Origin of the sequence: Citrobacter sp. Cpo090 (genome assembly GCF_030332665.1) — a bacterium.
GTDB lineage: Bacteria > Pseudomonadota > Gammaproteobacteria > Enterobacterales > Enterobacteriaceae > Citrobacter > Citrobacter portucalensis.
In genome coordinates, this window is the sequence record NZ_JAOWHK010000030.1 from 133118 (window position 1) to 146696 (window position 13579).

The following is a 13579-nucleotide window of genomic DNA, read 5'->3' on the forward strand; positions in this document are numbered from 1 at the left end:
TCACATGAGTGAAAATAAAATTCCGCTATCTCAGGAAATAAAAAGACATTTATTAACGGGGATTTCGTGGATGATCCCGTTAATTGTCGCCGCCGGGATCTGTATTGCTCTCGGGCAAATACTTGGCGGGACTAACGTCGGTGAAAAAACAGGAACCATACCCTGGATGCTCAACCAGATTGGCGGCTGGGGGATGGGGTTAATCGTACCGCTGATTAGCGCGGCGATTGCGTACTCCATTGCTGACCGTCCGGGATTCGCGCCGGGTCTGATTGTCGGCTTCGTCTGCGGAGAAATTCATACCGGTTTTATCGGCGGGATGCTGGGCGGATTTCTGGTCGGTTATACCGTCCTGCTGCTCAAGCGCTATATCCGTTTGCCGCAGTCGATGCAGGGGTTGATGCCCATCATGGTGCTGCCGGTACTGAGTACCGTCATTGGCGGTCTGTTGATGATGACGCTAATCGGCAAGCCGATTGCCTGGCTGCAGGACGCGTTGATTCATCTGCTGGAGTCCATGCAGGGCGGATCCCGCTTTCTGATGGGCGCTATCCTCGGTGCGATGGCGACATTCGACTTCGGTGGGCCGGTGAATAAAACCATGTCGCTGTTTGCTGACGGCATGCTGGTCAGCGGCGTGTACGGTCCGGAAGCGGTGAAGTTTGTCGGTTCGATGATCCCTCCATTTGGCATTACGCTCTCTTTCCTGTTGACGCGTCACAAGTACACCCGTGCGGAGCGCGAGGCGCTGAAAGCGGCATTCCCGATGGGGATCTGCATGATTACCGAAGGGGTCATTCCGATTGCGGCACGCGACCTGCTACGCGTGGTGGGCTCCTGCGTGGTGGCCTCGGCGATTGCGGGCGGCCTGATTATGGTGTGGGGTGTCGAAAGTCCGGTACCGCACGGCGGCATGTTTGTGGTTCCGCTCTTTACGCATCCACTGCTGTTTTGCCTGGCGTTGGGCATCGGTACGGTGATTTGCGGCGTCATGCTGTCGCTGTGGAAGAAACCGGTAACCGAGCGTGATGAAGAGTTTGACGAACTCAGCGATCAAAAGCTGAAAGACGAAGAAATCACCTTCACCCTGGAATAACCGGAGGCCGTATGTTTGCCGATATGAAAAGCATGGTGACCAAAGCCTGGCGCGAGCAGTACGCGCTGCTGGCCATCAACTGTATGAACCTCGAAAGCGCCCGCGCAGCGGTGCGAGTGGCTGAGAAACACCGTGCGCCCATCATTCTGAATTTGTATCAGGGGCACCTGGAGCATTTTCCGGCCCCGATAGCGGCGGCGGTGGTCAAAACGCTGGCAGAGGAAGCCTCGGTACCGATCGCGCTGGCGCTGGATCATGGAAAGGATCCTGTACGCATTCGCCAGGCTTTTCGCGCCGGATTCAGCGGCTTAATGATCGACGCCTCCGCCTTTGCGCTGGAGGAGAACATCCGCCAGACCCGGGCAGTGGTTGAGCTTGCAGCCAGCGTTTCTCTGTGCGTGGAAGGCGAGCTGGGGCATCTGGCCGATGCTCCGTGCTATGACCACGCCGCTAACGCTGATTTGATGACCCAGGTCGCCGACGTGGAACCCTTTATCCAACAGACCGGGATCGATTTGCTGGCGGTGTCGGTGGGTACGGCACACGGCATGTATGCGCCGGGCATCACACCTGCTATTGATTTCCAGCGGCTGGAGGAAATAGCCCGGTTATCAACGGTGCCGCTGGCGCTGCATGGTGGCAGCGGGACGCCGTTTGACCAGCTACAGCGCTGCCCGACGTTTGGCGTTGCCAAGATAAACGTTGGTGCGGCGGTTTTCGAAGCCGGAAAGGCTGCGTTACTGCATACCCTGTGTCGCGACACATCCGGTGAACTCGTTGATGCCCTGGCCCTGATGGAACAGGCCTGCGAGGAAGCCATTATTCCGTACTTGCAGGCCAGCGGCACTATCGGCAAAGCCTGATTCATTTTCTGTAACGCCTTCTATGCCTCTGCGACGACGCACTGGCAGGGCTTTCTACACCCTGAAACTGGAGAATTAACATGTTAGTTTCGATGAAAGAATTACTGCAACCTACCCGTCAGCACGGTTTTGCCATCGGCGCATTCAACGTGGCGGACAGCTGCTTTGTACGCGCAGTAGTGGAAGAAGCGGAAGCGACCAACACCCCGGCAATTATCTCCATTCACCCCAGCGAACATGATTTTGTCGGCGATGCGTTTTTTAGCTACGTCCGCGATATCACCCTGCGTAGCCCGGTTCCCTTTACTCTGCATCTGGACCACGGCGCTTCGGTTGAGCATGTCCTACGGGCGATTCAGTGTGGGTTTACCTCGGTGATGATTGATGGCTCGCTGCTGCCGTATGAAGAGAACGTGGCGCTGACCCGTGAAGTGGTCAAACTGGCGCATGCGGTAGGCGTTTCGGTGGAAGGGGAACTGGGTACGATTGGTCAGACCGGGACGTCAGTGGAAGGCGGGGTGTCGAAGGTTACTTATACCGATCCTGCTCAGGCAGAGGATTTTATCGCCCGCACTGGTGCAGACACGCTGGCTGTGGCGATAGGAACCGCGCACGGAATTTACCCGAAAGGGATGCAGCCAGAGCTGCAAATGAACATCCTGCGCGACATCGCCGGGCGTGTGGATATTCCGCTGGTGCTTCACGGTGGTTCCGCTAACCCGGATGCGGAAATTGCCGAATCCGTGACGCTGGGCGTGGGTAAAATCAACATTTCCAGCGATATGAAATACGCCTACTTCCAGAAAGTCCGCGAAATCCTGGCGAAAGAAACCTGGTGGGACCCGAACGTAATCTACCCGGAAGCCATTAGCGCTGCGCGGGACGTGATCCGCCATAAAATGAAACTGTTCGGCTCAACTGGCAAAGCATCACTTTACTAACGGCATGCAGGCGGGGCGACCCGCCTCTTTCGCAACAAGGAAAAGTGGAATGAAGCGTTCACACATTAATTATGCCGTCGATAAAGCGCATGCCATCGCCGAAACTTTTCGGGTCTGTTTGCCTGATTTTGCGTATTTTACGGTCGATGCCTGGCGGCAACAGGATCAAACTCTGTGGCGTGAAGTGCGCGATCTCCAGTTGGGCTGGGACGTTACTGACTTCGGACGCGGAGATTTTGCGCAAACGGGGCTGACGTTACTGACGTTGCGCAATGGTTTGATGGGGTCAGCGGACTACCCCAAACTGTACGCCGAAAAGATGCTGCAAATTCAGCAGGATCAGCAAACACCGTGGCATTTTCATCGCCATAAAATGGAAGATATCGTTAACCGCGGCGGCGGTGATTTGTGCATGCAGCTGGCGTGGACAACGCCTGATGACGAGTATGACGCCCGACGCGTTGTTGAGGTTAGCGTGGATGGCCAGCGGCGTACCGTTGACGCTGGCGAGACGCTGGTATTGAAGCCGGGACAAGGAGTGTGCCTGCCGCCGCGCTTGTATCATCGCTTTTGGGCGGAGAAGGCGTTCGTGCTGGGCTGGGAAATCTCGATGGTCAATGACGACCAGCATGACAACCACTTTCTGGAACCTGGCGGTCGCTTCCCGGCGATTGAAGAAGACGAGCCGGTGAAGTGGCTGTTGTGTAGTGAATATAGTCGGTTATGAATGTGAGTAAGCCCGGTAAGCGAAGCGCCACCGGGCAATAAATCATTGTGCAGGTGGGGGGGCAGTAACCTCATTCCCCGAAACCACGCCCGCCTGCATGGTTTGCGTTACCTGCTGTTTCTCCACGTTCACCGCATGCAACTGACCGTTGACCGTTGGCTTGAGCGGCGCATCGGCCTGAATATTGCCGCTGGCGGTAAGCTGGATGTTGCCATCGCCGGAAAGCGGCAGTGCGGGCCAGCCCCACTGCTGCAGGATCGTCATTGGCACGCCGCGCCCGTTCAGGCTGACCTGCGTCTGACGCTGAGGCAGTTGCGAAATGCTGGCGGTGGCCTCCAGCAGTCCTTTTTCCGTATAGGCGCTCAGTTCGCTGATATTGATGGTGCTGCTGTTTGCCGTCAGCGCCAGCGAAGGACGACGCACATCAGTGCGGTTAAAGGTGGCTGCGGCAGCGTTGAGGGTGGCACTCCCGCTCCAGATCCCCCACTGATTGTTCTGTACCAACCCGAGGTTAGCACCGTAGCCGTCCAGCGCGGTGAGCTGCCACGGGAAACTCGGGTCAATATCAATCACCAGATTGCGGCTGGCGCTGAATTTTTTGAGCGTCAGGCTGTTTAGCCACGCTGGCAGGGGTTTCATCCACAGCTGCTTCCAGTTTTCCGGCAGCGTGTATTCCAGACCGGCAATGGCAGCATCATCGAGGACCAGCGCTTTGTTGCTGCGCTGCCAGTTTCCGGATGTTCTGACCATACCGCCTTCCCAGCGGGTGGTGAACTGGCGCAGCGCAATGCCCTGCGGTGAGAACTCGGCGTTCATAATCGGATCGAAGAAGTGCAGAGAGCCGTAGATAAACTCGCTGGCGTTCATCGACAATTTTCCTTCCTGAGTTTGCCAGTCGTCCTTGCTGAAGGTCATGTTGCGCAAGCTCAGATCGAGATCCGTCACCGCCCAGTCGGGGCCTTGCAGACGGGCATCTGTCACTTCCAGACGACCAATTTGCAGGGAAGGAATGGTGCTTAACGGGGCAAAAAAGTCGGCCAGTGATTTGTCGCTTTGCAGCCGGATATCGTTCAGGCGCAGATTCTCCACGACCCAACTACCGTCGGCATTGCGTTGCGCTACGCCGGTTAATGCCCCACGCGCCACATCAGCTCCAATATTGCTTAGCGTCACACGGTCATGGTCGATGCTGCCTTCAATCAAGACGTTGGTAGTTGGAACATCGTTGAGCGTCAACGAACTGGCGCTGAGCTGAATTTGTGCTTTGCTCCCGAGAATTTTACCTGCCTCAGGACTCCAGGGAATGACGCCGCCGTTAACGCGCTGGGCACTGAGGTTCCACTCGCTGCCGGGGCTGTTAAGCGCCATATCCTGCAATTGCAGGCGATCGGCCTGGAACGGCAGCGGCGCGGTTTGCTGAGAAAGATTCAGTGTGCCGTTTTGCAACAAAATGGTGTCTACGTGCAGCGGATCGGTGATTTGGCGGCTACTCAGCCCAATATCAACCGTTTTAGCGACCAGCGTTGCGGGCTGCCCATCTCGGCCAAAGGTGACGTTTTCCAGCAGAATATGGGAAGGGGAAGAAAACCGGTGATCGATGGTATCAAACGCCAGATGGTAGCTGCTGTTCTCCGAGACCCAGGTGCTGACATGCTCTGCGCCCCAGCGGGTTTGCAGTAGAAAATAAAGGCCGAGGATCACCACTGCAAGGGCGATCAGCATGTAAAGAAGCAGCTTTCCAATAAATTTCATGGTCTTCCATCCCGCGAAGTGCACATAGTCAAGTTATGCACGATTTAGGCGCAATGCTCAAGGCGGGAATGGTGAAAGAGCGTTACAGCGGCGTTGATTCAGAACCAACGCCGCATTTTGCTTATTGCTTTTCTGGCGGGAATACCAGATTCAGAACGATTGCGGTAATACCGCCAGCGGCGATACCGGAAGAGAGCAGGTTTTTCACCCAGTCCGGGGCGAACTGGAGAATCAGCGGCTGCTGGGAAACACCCAGACCAACGGCCAGCGACAGCGCGATAATCAGAATCGCGCGGCGGTTCAGCGGCTCGCGGGACACGATACGCACGCCGGATGCAGCGATAGTACCGAACATCACCAGCGTTGCGCCACCCAGTACCGGCTCAGGAATATGCTGTACAAAACCGCTGACTGCCGGGAACAGGCCCAGCGCGATCAACATCAGCGCCACTACAAAACCAACGTAGCGACTGGCAACGCCCGTTAACTGAATAACCCCGTTGTTCTGGCCAAAACAGGAGTTCGGGAAGGTGTTGAACACGGCGGAAACAAACGAGTTCAGACCGTTCGCCAGCACGCCGCCTTTCAGGCGTTTCATATACAGCGGACCAGAAACCGGCTGCTCGGAGACATCAGAGGTGGCCGTAATATCGCCGATGGTTTCCAGTGAAGTGATCATAAAGACCAGCATCAGCGGCAGCAGTAAACTCCAGTCGATACCCAGGCCATAATACAGTGGCGTTGGCACCATCAGCAGGTCCTGGCTTACCGGTGCGGTATTTTGCGGCAGCATGTCCATAAACCAGGCCAGCAGATAGCCTGCCGCCATCGCAATCACCAATGACGCAACGCGCAGGTACGGGTTGCGTTGGCGGTTAAGCAGGATGATTAGCGCCAGCACCACGCCTGCCAACAGTAAATTCTTCGGCGCACCAAAGGTGTTGTCGCTCATAGCGGCATAGCCACCGCCAATCGATGTCAGACCTACCTGAATCAGCGACAGGCCGATGATCATCACTACTACCCCTGAGACCAGCGGAGTAATAATACGACGCGCCAGGTGCAGGACACGCGAGATAACCATCTCGGTGCAGCTTGCCAGCATTAGCGTACCGAACAGCGCCGCCATCATGGTTGGGACATCTGCGCCACCGGTTTTTAGCGCCGTACCGCCCATAATCAGTGGCGCAACAAAGTTAAAGCTGGTCCCCTGAATGGATAGCAGCCCTGAGCCTACCGGCCCCCAGGCTTTGATCTGAATGATAGAAGCTACGCCGGAGGCGAACAGCGACATACTGATAATGTGTTGAGTATCCTGAGCCGGTAAACCAAGCGCCTGACAAATTAACAGAGCAGGGGTGATCACCGCGACGAACATGGCCAGCAGATGCTGACAGGCGGCAAACAGGGTCTGGGCTAACGGGGGGCGATCTTCAAGACGGTAAATCAGTTCACTGTTGTGAGTCTGCGCAACCGGTTGCGCATTTGTTGACTCTACGGCGTTAACGGACATCAGAGGCAATCCCATGGTGGAAAAGCGGTGATTTTATCTGACCAGGGCAGAAAAGCAAACGTTTGCTAGCAGGTATTCTTAATATTTAAAACGGATAAACAAACATTTTTATATAACTTTTCATCATTTTCTGCTTAAAATCCACTCCGAAAACTCAATAAGAGCTAAAAATCGGTCTGGATTGCATCGTGCGTGATTGTGCTAAACGCACTAATGGAGCTGTAAATGTTTTATCTCGATACGTTATCAACGCTGGTTGCGGCAACCCTTGTGTTGCTGCTGGGACGTAAGCTCGTCCAGTCTGTTTCCTTCCTGAAAAAATACACCATTCCCGAACCCGTTGCAGGCGGATTGCTGGTGGCGATTGCGCTGCTGGTGCTGAAAAAAAGCATGGGTTGGGAAGTGAATTTCGATATGACCCTGCGCGATCCGTTGATGCTGGCCTTCTTCGCCACTATCGGTCTGAACGCCAATATCGCCAGTTTGCGTGCCGGTGGCCGCGTGGTGGGTATCTTTCTGATTGTGGTTGTTGGCCTGTTGCTGATGCAAAACGCCATCGGTATTGGTATGGCGACCCTGCTGGGTCTGGACCCGCTGATGGGTCTGATCGCTGGCTCGATCACCCTCTCTGGTGGACACGGAACCGGGGCCGCGTGGAGCAAGCTGTTTATTGAACGTTATGGCTTCACCAATGCAACTGAAGTGGCAATGGCTTGCGCAACGTTTGGTCTGGTGTTGGGCGGGCTGATTGGCGGCCCGGTGGCACGCTATCTGGTCAAACACTCCACCACGCCAGACGGTATGCCGGACGATCAGGCTGTGCCGACCGCATTTGAAAAGCCGGACGTTGGGCGCATGATCACCTCGCTGGTGTTGATTGAAACCATTGCTCTGATCGCTATCTGTCTGACGGTGGGTAAAATCGTTGCGCAAATGCTGGTTGGAACGGTGCTGGAATTGCCGACCTTCGTCTGCGTGCTGTTTGTTGGGGTGATCCTCAGCAATGGTCTGGCGCTACTGGGCTTTTATCGGGTGTTCGAACGTGCGGTTTCGGTGCTGGGTAACGTAAGTTTGTCGCTGTTCCTGGCGATGGCGCTGATGAGCCTGAAGCTGTGGGAACTGGCTTCTCTGGCCTTGCCGATGCTGGCAATCCTGGTTGTGCAGACCATTTTCATGGCGCTGTACGCGATATTCGTTACCTGGCGCATGATGGGTAAGAACTACGATGCCGCCGTGCTGGCAGCCGGACACTGCGGTTTTGGCCTCGGCGCGACGCCGACGGCGATTGCCAACATGCAGGCGATTACCGAACGTTTTGGGCCGTCCCATATGGCGTTTCTGGTGGTGCCGATGGTGGGGGCGTTCTTTATCGATATCGTCAACGCGCTGGTGATTAAGCTGTATCTGCTGCTGCCGATTTTCGCGCAATAAAGGCTGTGCGGCGGGGTAACATCCGCCGCCGCTATGAATCAACTATGCGTTGGAGTAGCGTTCGGTTTCCGGCATCCAGCGTTCAATCAGCGCCACGGCCTGTTGCGGGTAACGTTCATGAATATGGCGGGCAATACGCTGAACTTCCGGGATAATCGCCTGATCGCGCAGTAAATCTGCAACTTTGAATTCTGCCGTTCCGGTCTGGCGAGTACCTAACAGCTCGCCGGGGCCGCGAATCTCTAAATCTTTTTGCGCAATCACAAATCCGTCGTTACTGTCTCGCAGAACCTGCAGGCGTTTCTGCGCGGTTTTAGACAGCGGTGATTTGTAGAGCAGGACGCAGTGGGATGCCACCGCGCCACGGCCTACGCGGCCACGCAACTGGTGCAACTGGGCAAGGCCTAAGCGTTCCGGGTTTTCAATAATCATCAGGCTGGCGTTGGGTACGTCAACGCCCACTTCAATCACCGTCGTGGCAACCAGCAGATGCAGTTCACCCTGCTTAAAGGCCGCCATTACCGACTGCTTCTCGGCGGGCTTCATGCGCCCGTGTACCAGCCCAATATTGAGTTCTGGCAACGCTAGCTTAAGCTCTTCCCACGTCGCTTCTGCCGCCTGAGCTTCCAACAAATCAGACTCTTCAATCAGCGTACAGACCCAGTACGCCTGACGCCCTTCGTGGGTGCAGGCGTTGCGCACGCGATCAATAATATCGCTGCGGCGGGTGTCTGGAATGGCGACCGTAGTGACCGGCGTACGTCCCGGAGGGAGTTCGTCAATGACCGACGTGTCGAGGTCGGCATAGGCGGTCATCGCCAGGGTGCGCGGAATCGGCGTGGCGGTCATGATCAGCTGGTGTGGGTGGAAACCCTGCTGCTGACCTTTCTCCCACAGCGCCAGACGCTGATGCACACCGAAGCGGTGCTGTTCGTCGATGATAACCAATGCCAGACCGTTGAACTGAACCTGTTCCTGGAAAATTGCATGAGTACCGACAATCATCTGTACCTGACCGCTGGCGATAGCTTCCTGTTGCGCCAGACGCGCTTTACCTTTCTGCTTGCCCGCCAGCCAGCCCACTTCAACGCCCAGTGGTGCGAACCAGTTGCGGAAGTTATTTGCATGCTGCTCAGCCAACAGTTCAGTAGGAGCCATTAGCGCGACCTGCTTACCATGTGCGATAGCTCGCAGCGCGGCAAGTGCCGCTACCAGCGTTTTACCGGAGCCGACATCACCCTGCACCAGGCGCATCATCGGCACATCCAGCGCCATATCGCGTTCAATCTCAGCGGTAACGCGGGCCTGTGCGCCAGTAGGTTTGAACGGCAATGCTGCCAGCAGCTTATCTTTTAGCGCGTTGTTAGCACTTAACGGCAGGGCGTGAAAACGCTGTGCCCCGGCGCGTAGTGCCAGCATGCTGAGATTATGCGCCAGCAGTTCTTCGAGAATCAGACGTCGCTGCGCCGGATGTTGTCCGGTTTCCAGATCGCTGAGTTGCAGCGACGGTGGGGGGCGGTGCAATGTGCGCAGTGCTTCGGGTAGGCTCATCATGCCCTGTAACAACTCTGACGGCAGCAGCTCGGCAATAGCGCAGGTATCGAGTAGATCCAGTGCCTGATCGGTCAGCTTGCGCAGCGTGGCCTGCTTCACACCTTCGGTGGTTGGATACACTGGTGTGAGCGTTTCCTGCAATTCTGGTGTGCTGAGATCGCCTTGTACGCGGTATTCCGGGTGAATCATCTCTGCGCCATATTTCCCGCGTTTGGCTTCGCCGTAGGCCAGTACCCTACGCCCGGTAGCGAGGCTGTTTTTCATCGCTGCGCTGAAGTTGAAAAAGCGCATGGTGAGAATGCCCGAGCCATCGCTGATTTGACAGGTCATCATCCGGCGGCCGCCGAAGGTGATATTGCAGTTCAGCACTTCGCCTTCAACGGTGGCATAGACACCCGGCAGCAGTTCGCCAATTGGGTACAGATGGGTACGGTCTTCGTAACGCAGAGGGAGGTGGAGCAGGAGGTCCTGCACGGTGTACAGGCCAATTTTCGCCAGTTTACTGCTTTGCGCTGCGCCAACGCCGGTCAGAGAGTTGAGTGGGATGGCATCCAGTAAACGGCCTTTCATCGCGTTTATCTCGCAGATTGCATAGTGGCCCACCACGTTGCATCGGCTTCAATTTCGCCCTGCGTGTTTACGTGAGGGTAGGGAAGACCTTTGCGCTTAGCGACATTCGCCAGCACCGGATAACCGCCTTCAAACAGTAAGCGCTGCTGCTCATCCTGTGGCAGCATGCTGTTTTCTCGTCGGTACATCCCCGCGTTTTGCCGCTGGCGCTGTGCTTCGTACAGAATCAGCGCGGAGGCGACAGAAACGTTCAGCGACTGCACCATGCCAGTCATGGGAATGATGATGTCCTGATCAGCCAGATCCAACGCTTCCTGAGTGATGCCGGTTTTTTCCTGGCCCATCAGGATGCAGGTGGGACGCGTGTAATCAATCTCGCGAAAATCCACGGCTTTATCTGACAGATGGGTTGCCAGAACCTGCATACCCTGGCTTTTTAAATGTGTGACCGCATCGCCAATAGTCGGGTGGGTCTTGACTTGCACCCAACTGTTACTGCCTGCGGCAGAAGAAAGCATAGTGCGCATGCGGCTACCCGGCCAGACGGCGTGGACTTCATGCACGCCGACCGCATCTGCAGTACGAATAATCGCAGAAACGTTATGAGGTTTGTGAACCTGCTCCATGCAGACGGTCAGATCGGGCTGACGACGTGCGAGCATCTCGCGGATACGTGCATAGCGCTGTTCATTCATAAGACTAGTTTCGGTTACGGGTGACTTTTATCACGTCCGGCATGACGCGGATTTTGCGCATGATATTCGCCAGGTGCACACGATCTCGTGCTGTCAGGCGAATAAAGGCGCTATAAACGCGGCCATCTTTTTCTTCCGTATTCAGACTCTGAATATTGGAGGTGGTCGTGTTGATTGCCGCCGTCAGGTTCGCCAGAGCACCCTGGTGGTTAAACATATCCACCTTAATCTCGGTGATGAATTCCTGCTCTGTTTCTTTATCCCATTCCACTGCCATAAACTTCTCTGGCTCTTTCTGGTAGCCACGAATATTACGGCAGGACTCATGGTGGATCACCAGACCTTTACCCGGACTGACGTGGGCAATGATTGGATCGCCTGGAATTGGACGACAGCATTTCGCGAAGGTAATGAGCACGCCGTCTGCACCTTTGATCGGCAGATGACCGTGACCAGATTGCGCTGGTACGTTCGCTGTTGCTTCGCCCTGCTGGAGGTTTTTCGCTACCACCACGCTCATGGCGTTACCCAGACCGATTTCTGCGAGCAGATCGTCAAGCGTGGCGAGCTTCATACGCTCAAGCTCACGCTGGATGCTCTCTGGCGGGATCTCAGCCAGTTTACGGCTACCACCCAGGGCATGGTTGAGGAGTCGACGCCCCAGACTGACGGAATCATCGCGCTTGAGGTTTTTCAACAGTTGGCGAATCTTGGCGCGCGCTTTCGAACTGACGACGAAGTTGAGCCACGCTGCGTTCGGACGTGCGCCCGGCGCGGTGATAATCTCAACGGTCTGGCCGCTAAAGAGCGGTTGTGAAAGCGGGTAAGGCTGTCTGTCGACGCGTGCGCCGACGCAGGCGTGACCGATATCGGTATGCACGGCGTAGGCGAAGTCGACAGGCGTTGCACCGGCGGGCAGTTCGACAATGCGCCCTTCCGGTGTGAAAACATAAATCTCATCCGGGAAGAGATCAGATTTGACGCTTTCAATAAATTCAAACGAGCTACCGGCGCTCTGCTGCAGTTCCAGCAAGCTTTGCATCCAGCGCTGAGCGCGGATTTGCGCAGTGGTGCTGCTTTCGCCGCCGTGCTCTTTGTAAGCCCAGTGCGCTGCCACACCCATTTCCGCCATCTGGTCCATGTCTTCAGTACGAATCTGTACTTCAACCGGGACGCCATGAGGGCCGATCATTGAGGTGTGCAAAGACTGATATCCGTTCGCTTTCGGAATGGCGATATAGTCTTTCACGCGACCAGGACGTGGTTTGTACAGGCTGTGCATCTGGCCGAGTACGCGATAGCAGGTATCGGAATCATGAACGATGACGCGAAATGCGTAGATATCCATGATGGAGTGAAAACGCTGCTCTTTGAGCACCATTTTGCAGTAGATAGAGTACAGGTGCTTCTCGCGCCCGCTTACGCGACACGGAATGCCTGCCTCTTGCAAACGCCCTTCGATTTCCGAGAGGATTTTTTGGATCATCTCTTTGCGGTTGCCGCGAGCGGCTTTAACCACTTCTTTAATCACGCGATAGCGGTTTGGGTACAGCGCTTCAAAACCCAGCTCTTCCAGCTCGGTTTTAATGTGGTGGATACCTAAACGGTGTGCCAGCGGACTATAGATTTCGAGGGTTTCACGGGCGATGCGGCGACGCTTGTCCGGGCGTAAGGAGCCCAGCGTGCGCATATTGTGGGTACGGTCAGCAAGTTTGATGAGAATGACGCGGATATCCTGCACCATCGCCATAATCATCTTGCGAAAGTTTTCAGCTTGCGCCTCTTTCTTATCGCGAAACTTAAGCTTATCAAGCTTCGATACCCCTTCTACCAACTCTGCAACGCTTTTACCAAAAAGCTGTTCCATGTCCTGATAGGTGGCTGGGGTATCTTCAATCACGTCATGCAGAAGCGCAGCCATCAGCGTTTCGTAGTCGAGTTTCATCTCGGCCAGAATGCAGGCTACCGCTACCGGGTGCGTGATATAGGGTTCACCGCTTGAACGTGTCTGGCCCTCGTGAGCGTCACGTGCAACGAGATACGCCTGCCGAAGACGCTTAATCTGGTCTTCCGGCAGGTAGTTTTGAATCAGTTGATTCAGGCTTTCAAACAGATACAAGGGCGACCCGCTTTGTGATTAACGACGACCTTCAGCAATAGCGGTAACGGCTTGTAATTCAGCGGCTTCCTGCTCTTGCTGTTCCTGGCGCTCACGCACGTCGAGGATCTGGTTGTTGATCAGACCTTCTTCGATTTCGCGCAGCGCGATAACGGTAGTTTTATCGTTTTCTTCCGGTACGAGCGGATCCTTTCCGCCTACCTGCATCTGACGAGCGCGACGCGCGGCGACCAGTACCAGGTCAAAACGGTTACCAATTTTCTCTACAGCGTCCTGAACAGTTACGCGTGCCATACTTAAAATGCTCCACAGGTGAAG

General features: G+C 55.5%; 11 protein-coding genes. 5 read left to right on the forward strand and 6 right to left on the reverse strand.

Annotated elements, in window-relative coordinates; all coding sequences use genetic code 11:
• Positions 1 to 4: 4 nt before the first annotated feature.
• The 4 genes from OGY83_RS13435 (at position 5) to OGY83_RS13450 (ending at position 3627) form a co-directional block, all read left to right on the forward strand.
• The gene (locus OGY83_RS13435) at positions 5 to 1096 is read left to right on the forward strand and encodes a PTS fructose transporter subunit IIC (RefSeq protein ID WP_003837581.1); all 1092 of its coding nucleotides are present in this window, start codon (positions 5 to 7) and stop codon (positions 1094 to 1096) included.
• 11 nt (positions 1097 to 1107) lie between these two features.
• Entirely contained in the window at positions 1108 to 1959 is an 852-nt protein-coding gene (locus OGY83_RS13440) for a class II fructose-bisphosphate aldolase (RefSeq protein WP_286636057.1), read from the forward strand.
• A gap of 80 nt (positions 1960 to 2039) precedes the next feature.
• A complete protein-coding gene (locus OGY83_RS13445) occupies positions 2040 to 2900 on the forward strand; it encodes a ketose-bisphosphate aldolase (RefSeq protein WP_003024018.1) in 861 nt (286 codons plus the stop codon).
• 49 nt (positions 2901 to 2949) lie between these two features.
• Positions 2950 to 3627, forward strand: coding sequence for a D-lyxose/D-mannose family sugar isomerase (locus tag OGY83_RS13450; RefSeq protein ID WP_286636058.1), 678 nt, complete (start codon positions 2950 to 2952; stop codon positions 3625 to 3627).
• A 42-nt stretch (positions 3628 to 3669) separates the two neighbouring features.
• Here OGY83_RS13450 and OGY83_RS13455 read toward each other — a convergent pair whose 3' ends face one another.
• Positions 3670 to 5379, reverse strand: coding sequence for an AsmA family protein (locus OGY83_RS13455; protein ID WP_286636060.1), 1710 nt, complete (start codon positions 5377 to 5379; stop codon positions 3670 to 3672).
• 121 nt (positions 5380 to 5500) lie between these two features.
• The gene (gene xanP, locus OGY83_RS13460; protein WP_003024026.1) at positions 5501 to 6892 is read right to left on the reverse strand and encodes a xanthine/proton symporter XanP; all 1392 of its coding nucleotides are present in this window, start codon (positions 6890 to 6892) and stop codon (positions 5501 to 5503) included.
• Between the two features lie 225 nt (positions 6893 to 7117).
• Between xanP and gltS the strand changes: the two genes are divergently transcribed.
• Positions 7118 to 8323, forward strand: a complete 1206-nt coding sequence (gene gltS, locus OGY83_RS13465) for a sodium/glutamate symporter (protein ID WP_003024029.1) — start codon at positions 7118 to 7120, stop codon at positions 8321 to 8323.
• A gap of 42 nt (positions 8324 to 8365) precedes the next feature.
• Here the strand turns inward: gltS and recG are convergent, their stop codons facing one another.
• The 4 genes from recG to rpoZ are packed head-to-tail and all read right to left on the reverse strand — an operon-like array spanning position 8366 to position 13555.
• On the reverse strand, positions 8366 to 10447 hold the full coding sequence (recG, locus tag OGY83_RS13470) for an ATP-dependent DNA helicase RecG (RefSeq protein ID WP_286636061.1): 2082 nt from the start codon (positions 10445 to 10447) through the stop codon (positions 8366 to 8368).
• A gap of 5 nt (positions 10448 to 10452) precedes the next feature.
• Entirely contained in the window at positions 10453 to 11142 is a 690-nt protein-coding gene (trmH, locus tag OGY83_RS13475) for a tRNA (guanosine(18)-2'-O)-methyltransferase TrmH (protein WP_126317221.1), read from the reverse strand.
• 4 nt (positions 11143 to 11146) lie between these two features.
• Positions 11147 to 13261: a bifunctional GTP diphosphokinase/guanosine-3',5'-bis pyrophosphate 3'-pyrophosphohydrolase gene (gene spoT / locus OGY83_RS13480; RefSeq protein WP_003024038.1), complete on the reverse strand. Its 2115-nt coding sequence runs from the start codon at positions 13259 to 13261 to the stop codon at positions 11147 to 11149.
• Between the two features lie 18 nt (positions 13262 to 13279).
• On the reverse strand, positions 13280 to 13555 hold the full coding sequence (rpoZ, locus tag OGY83_RS13485; protein ID WP_000135058.1) for a DNA-directed RNA polymerase subunit omega: 276 nt from the start codon (positions 13553 to 13555) through the stop codon (positions 13280 to 13282).
• Between the last annotated feature and the right edge of the window lie 24 nt (positions 13556 to 13579).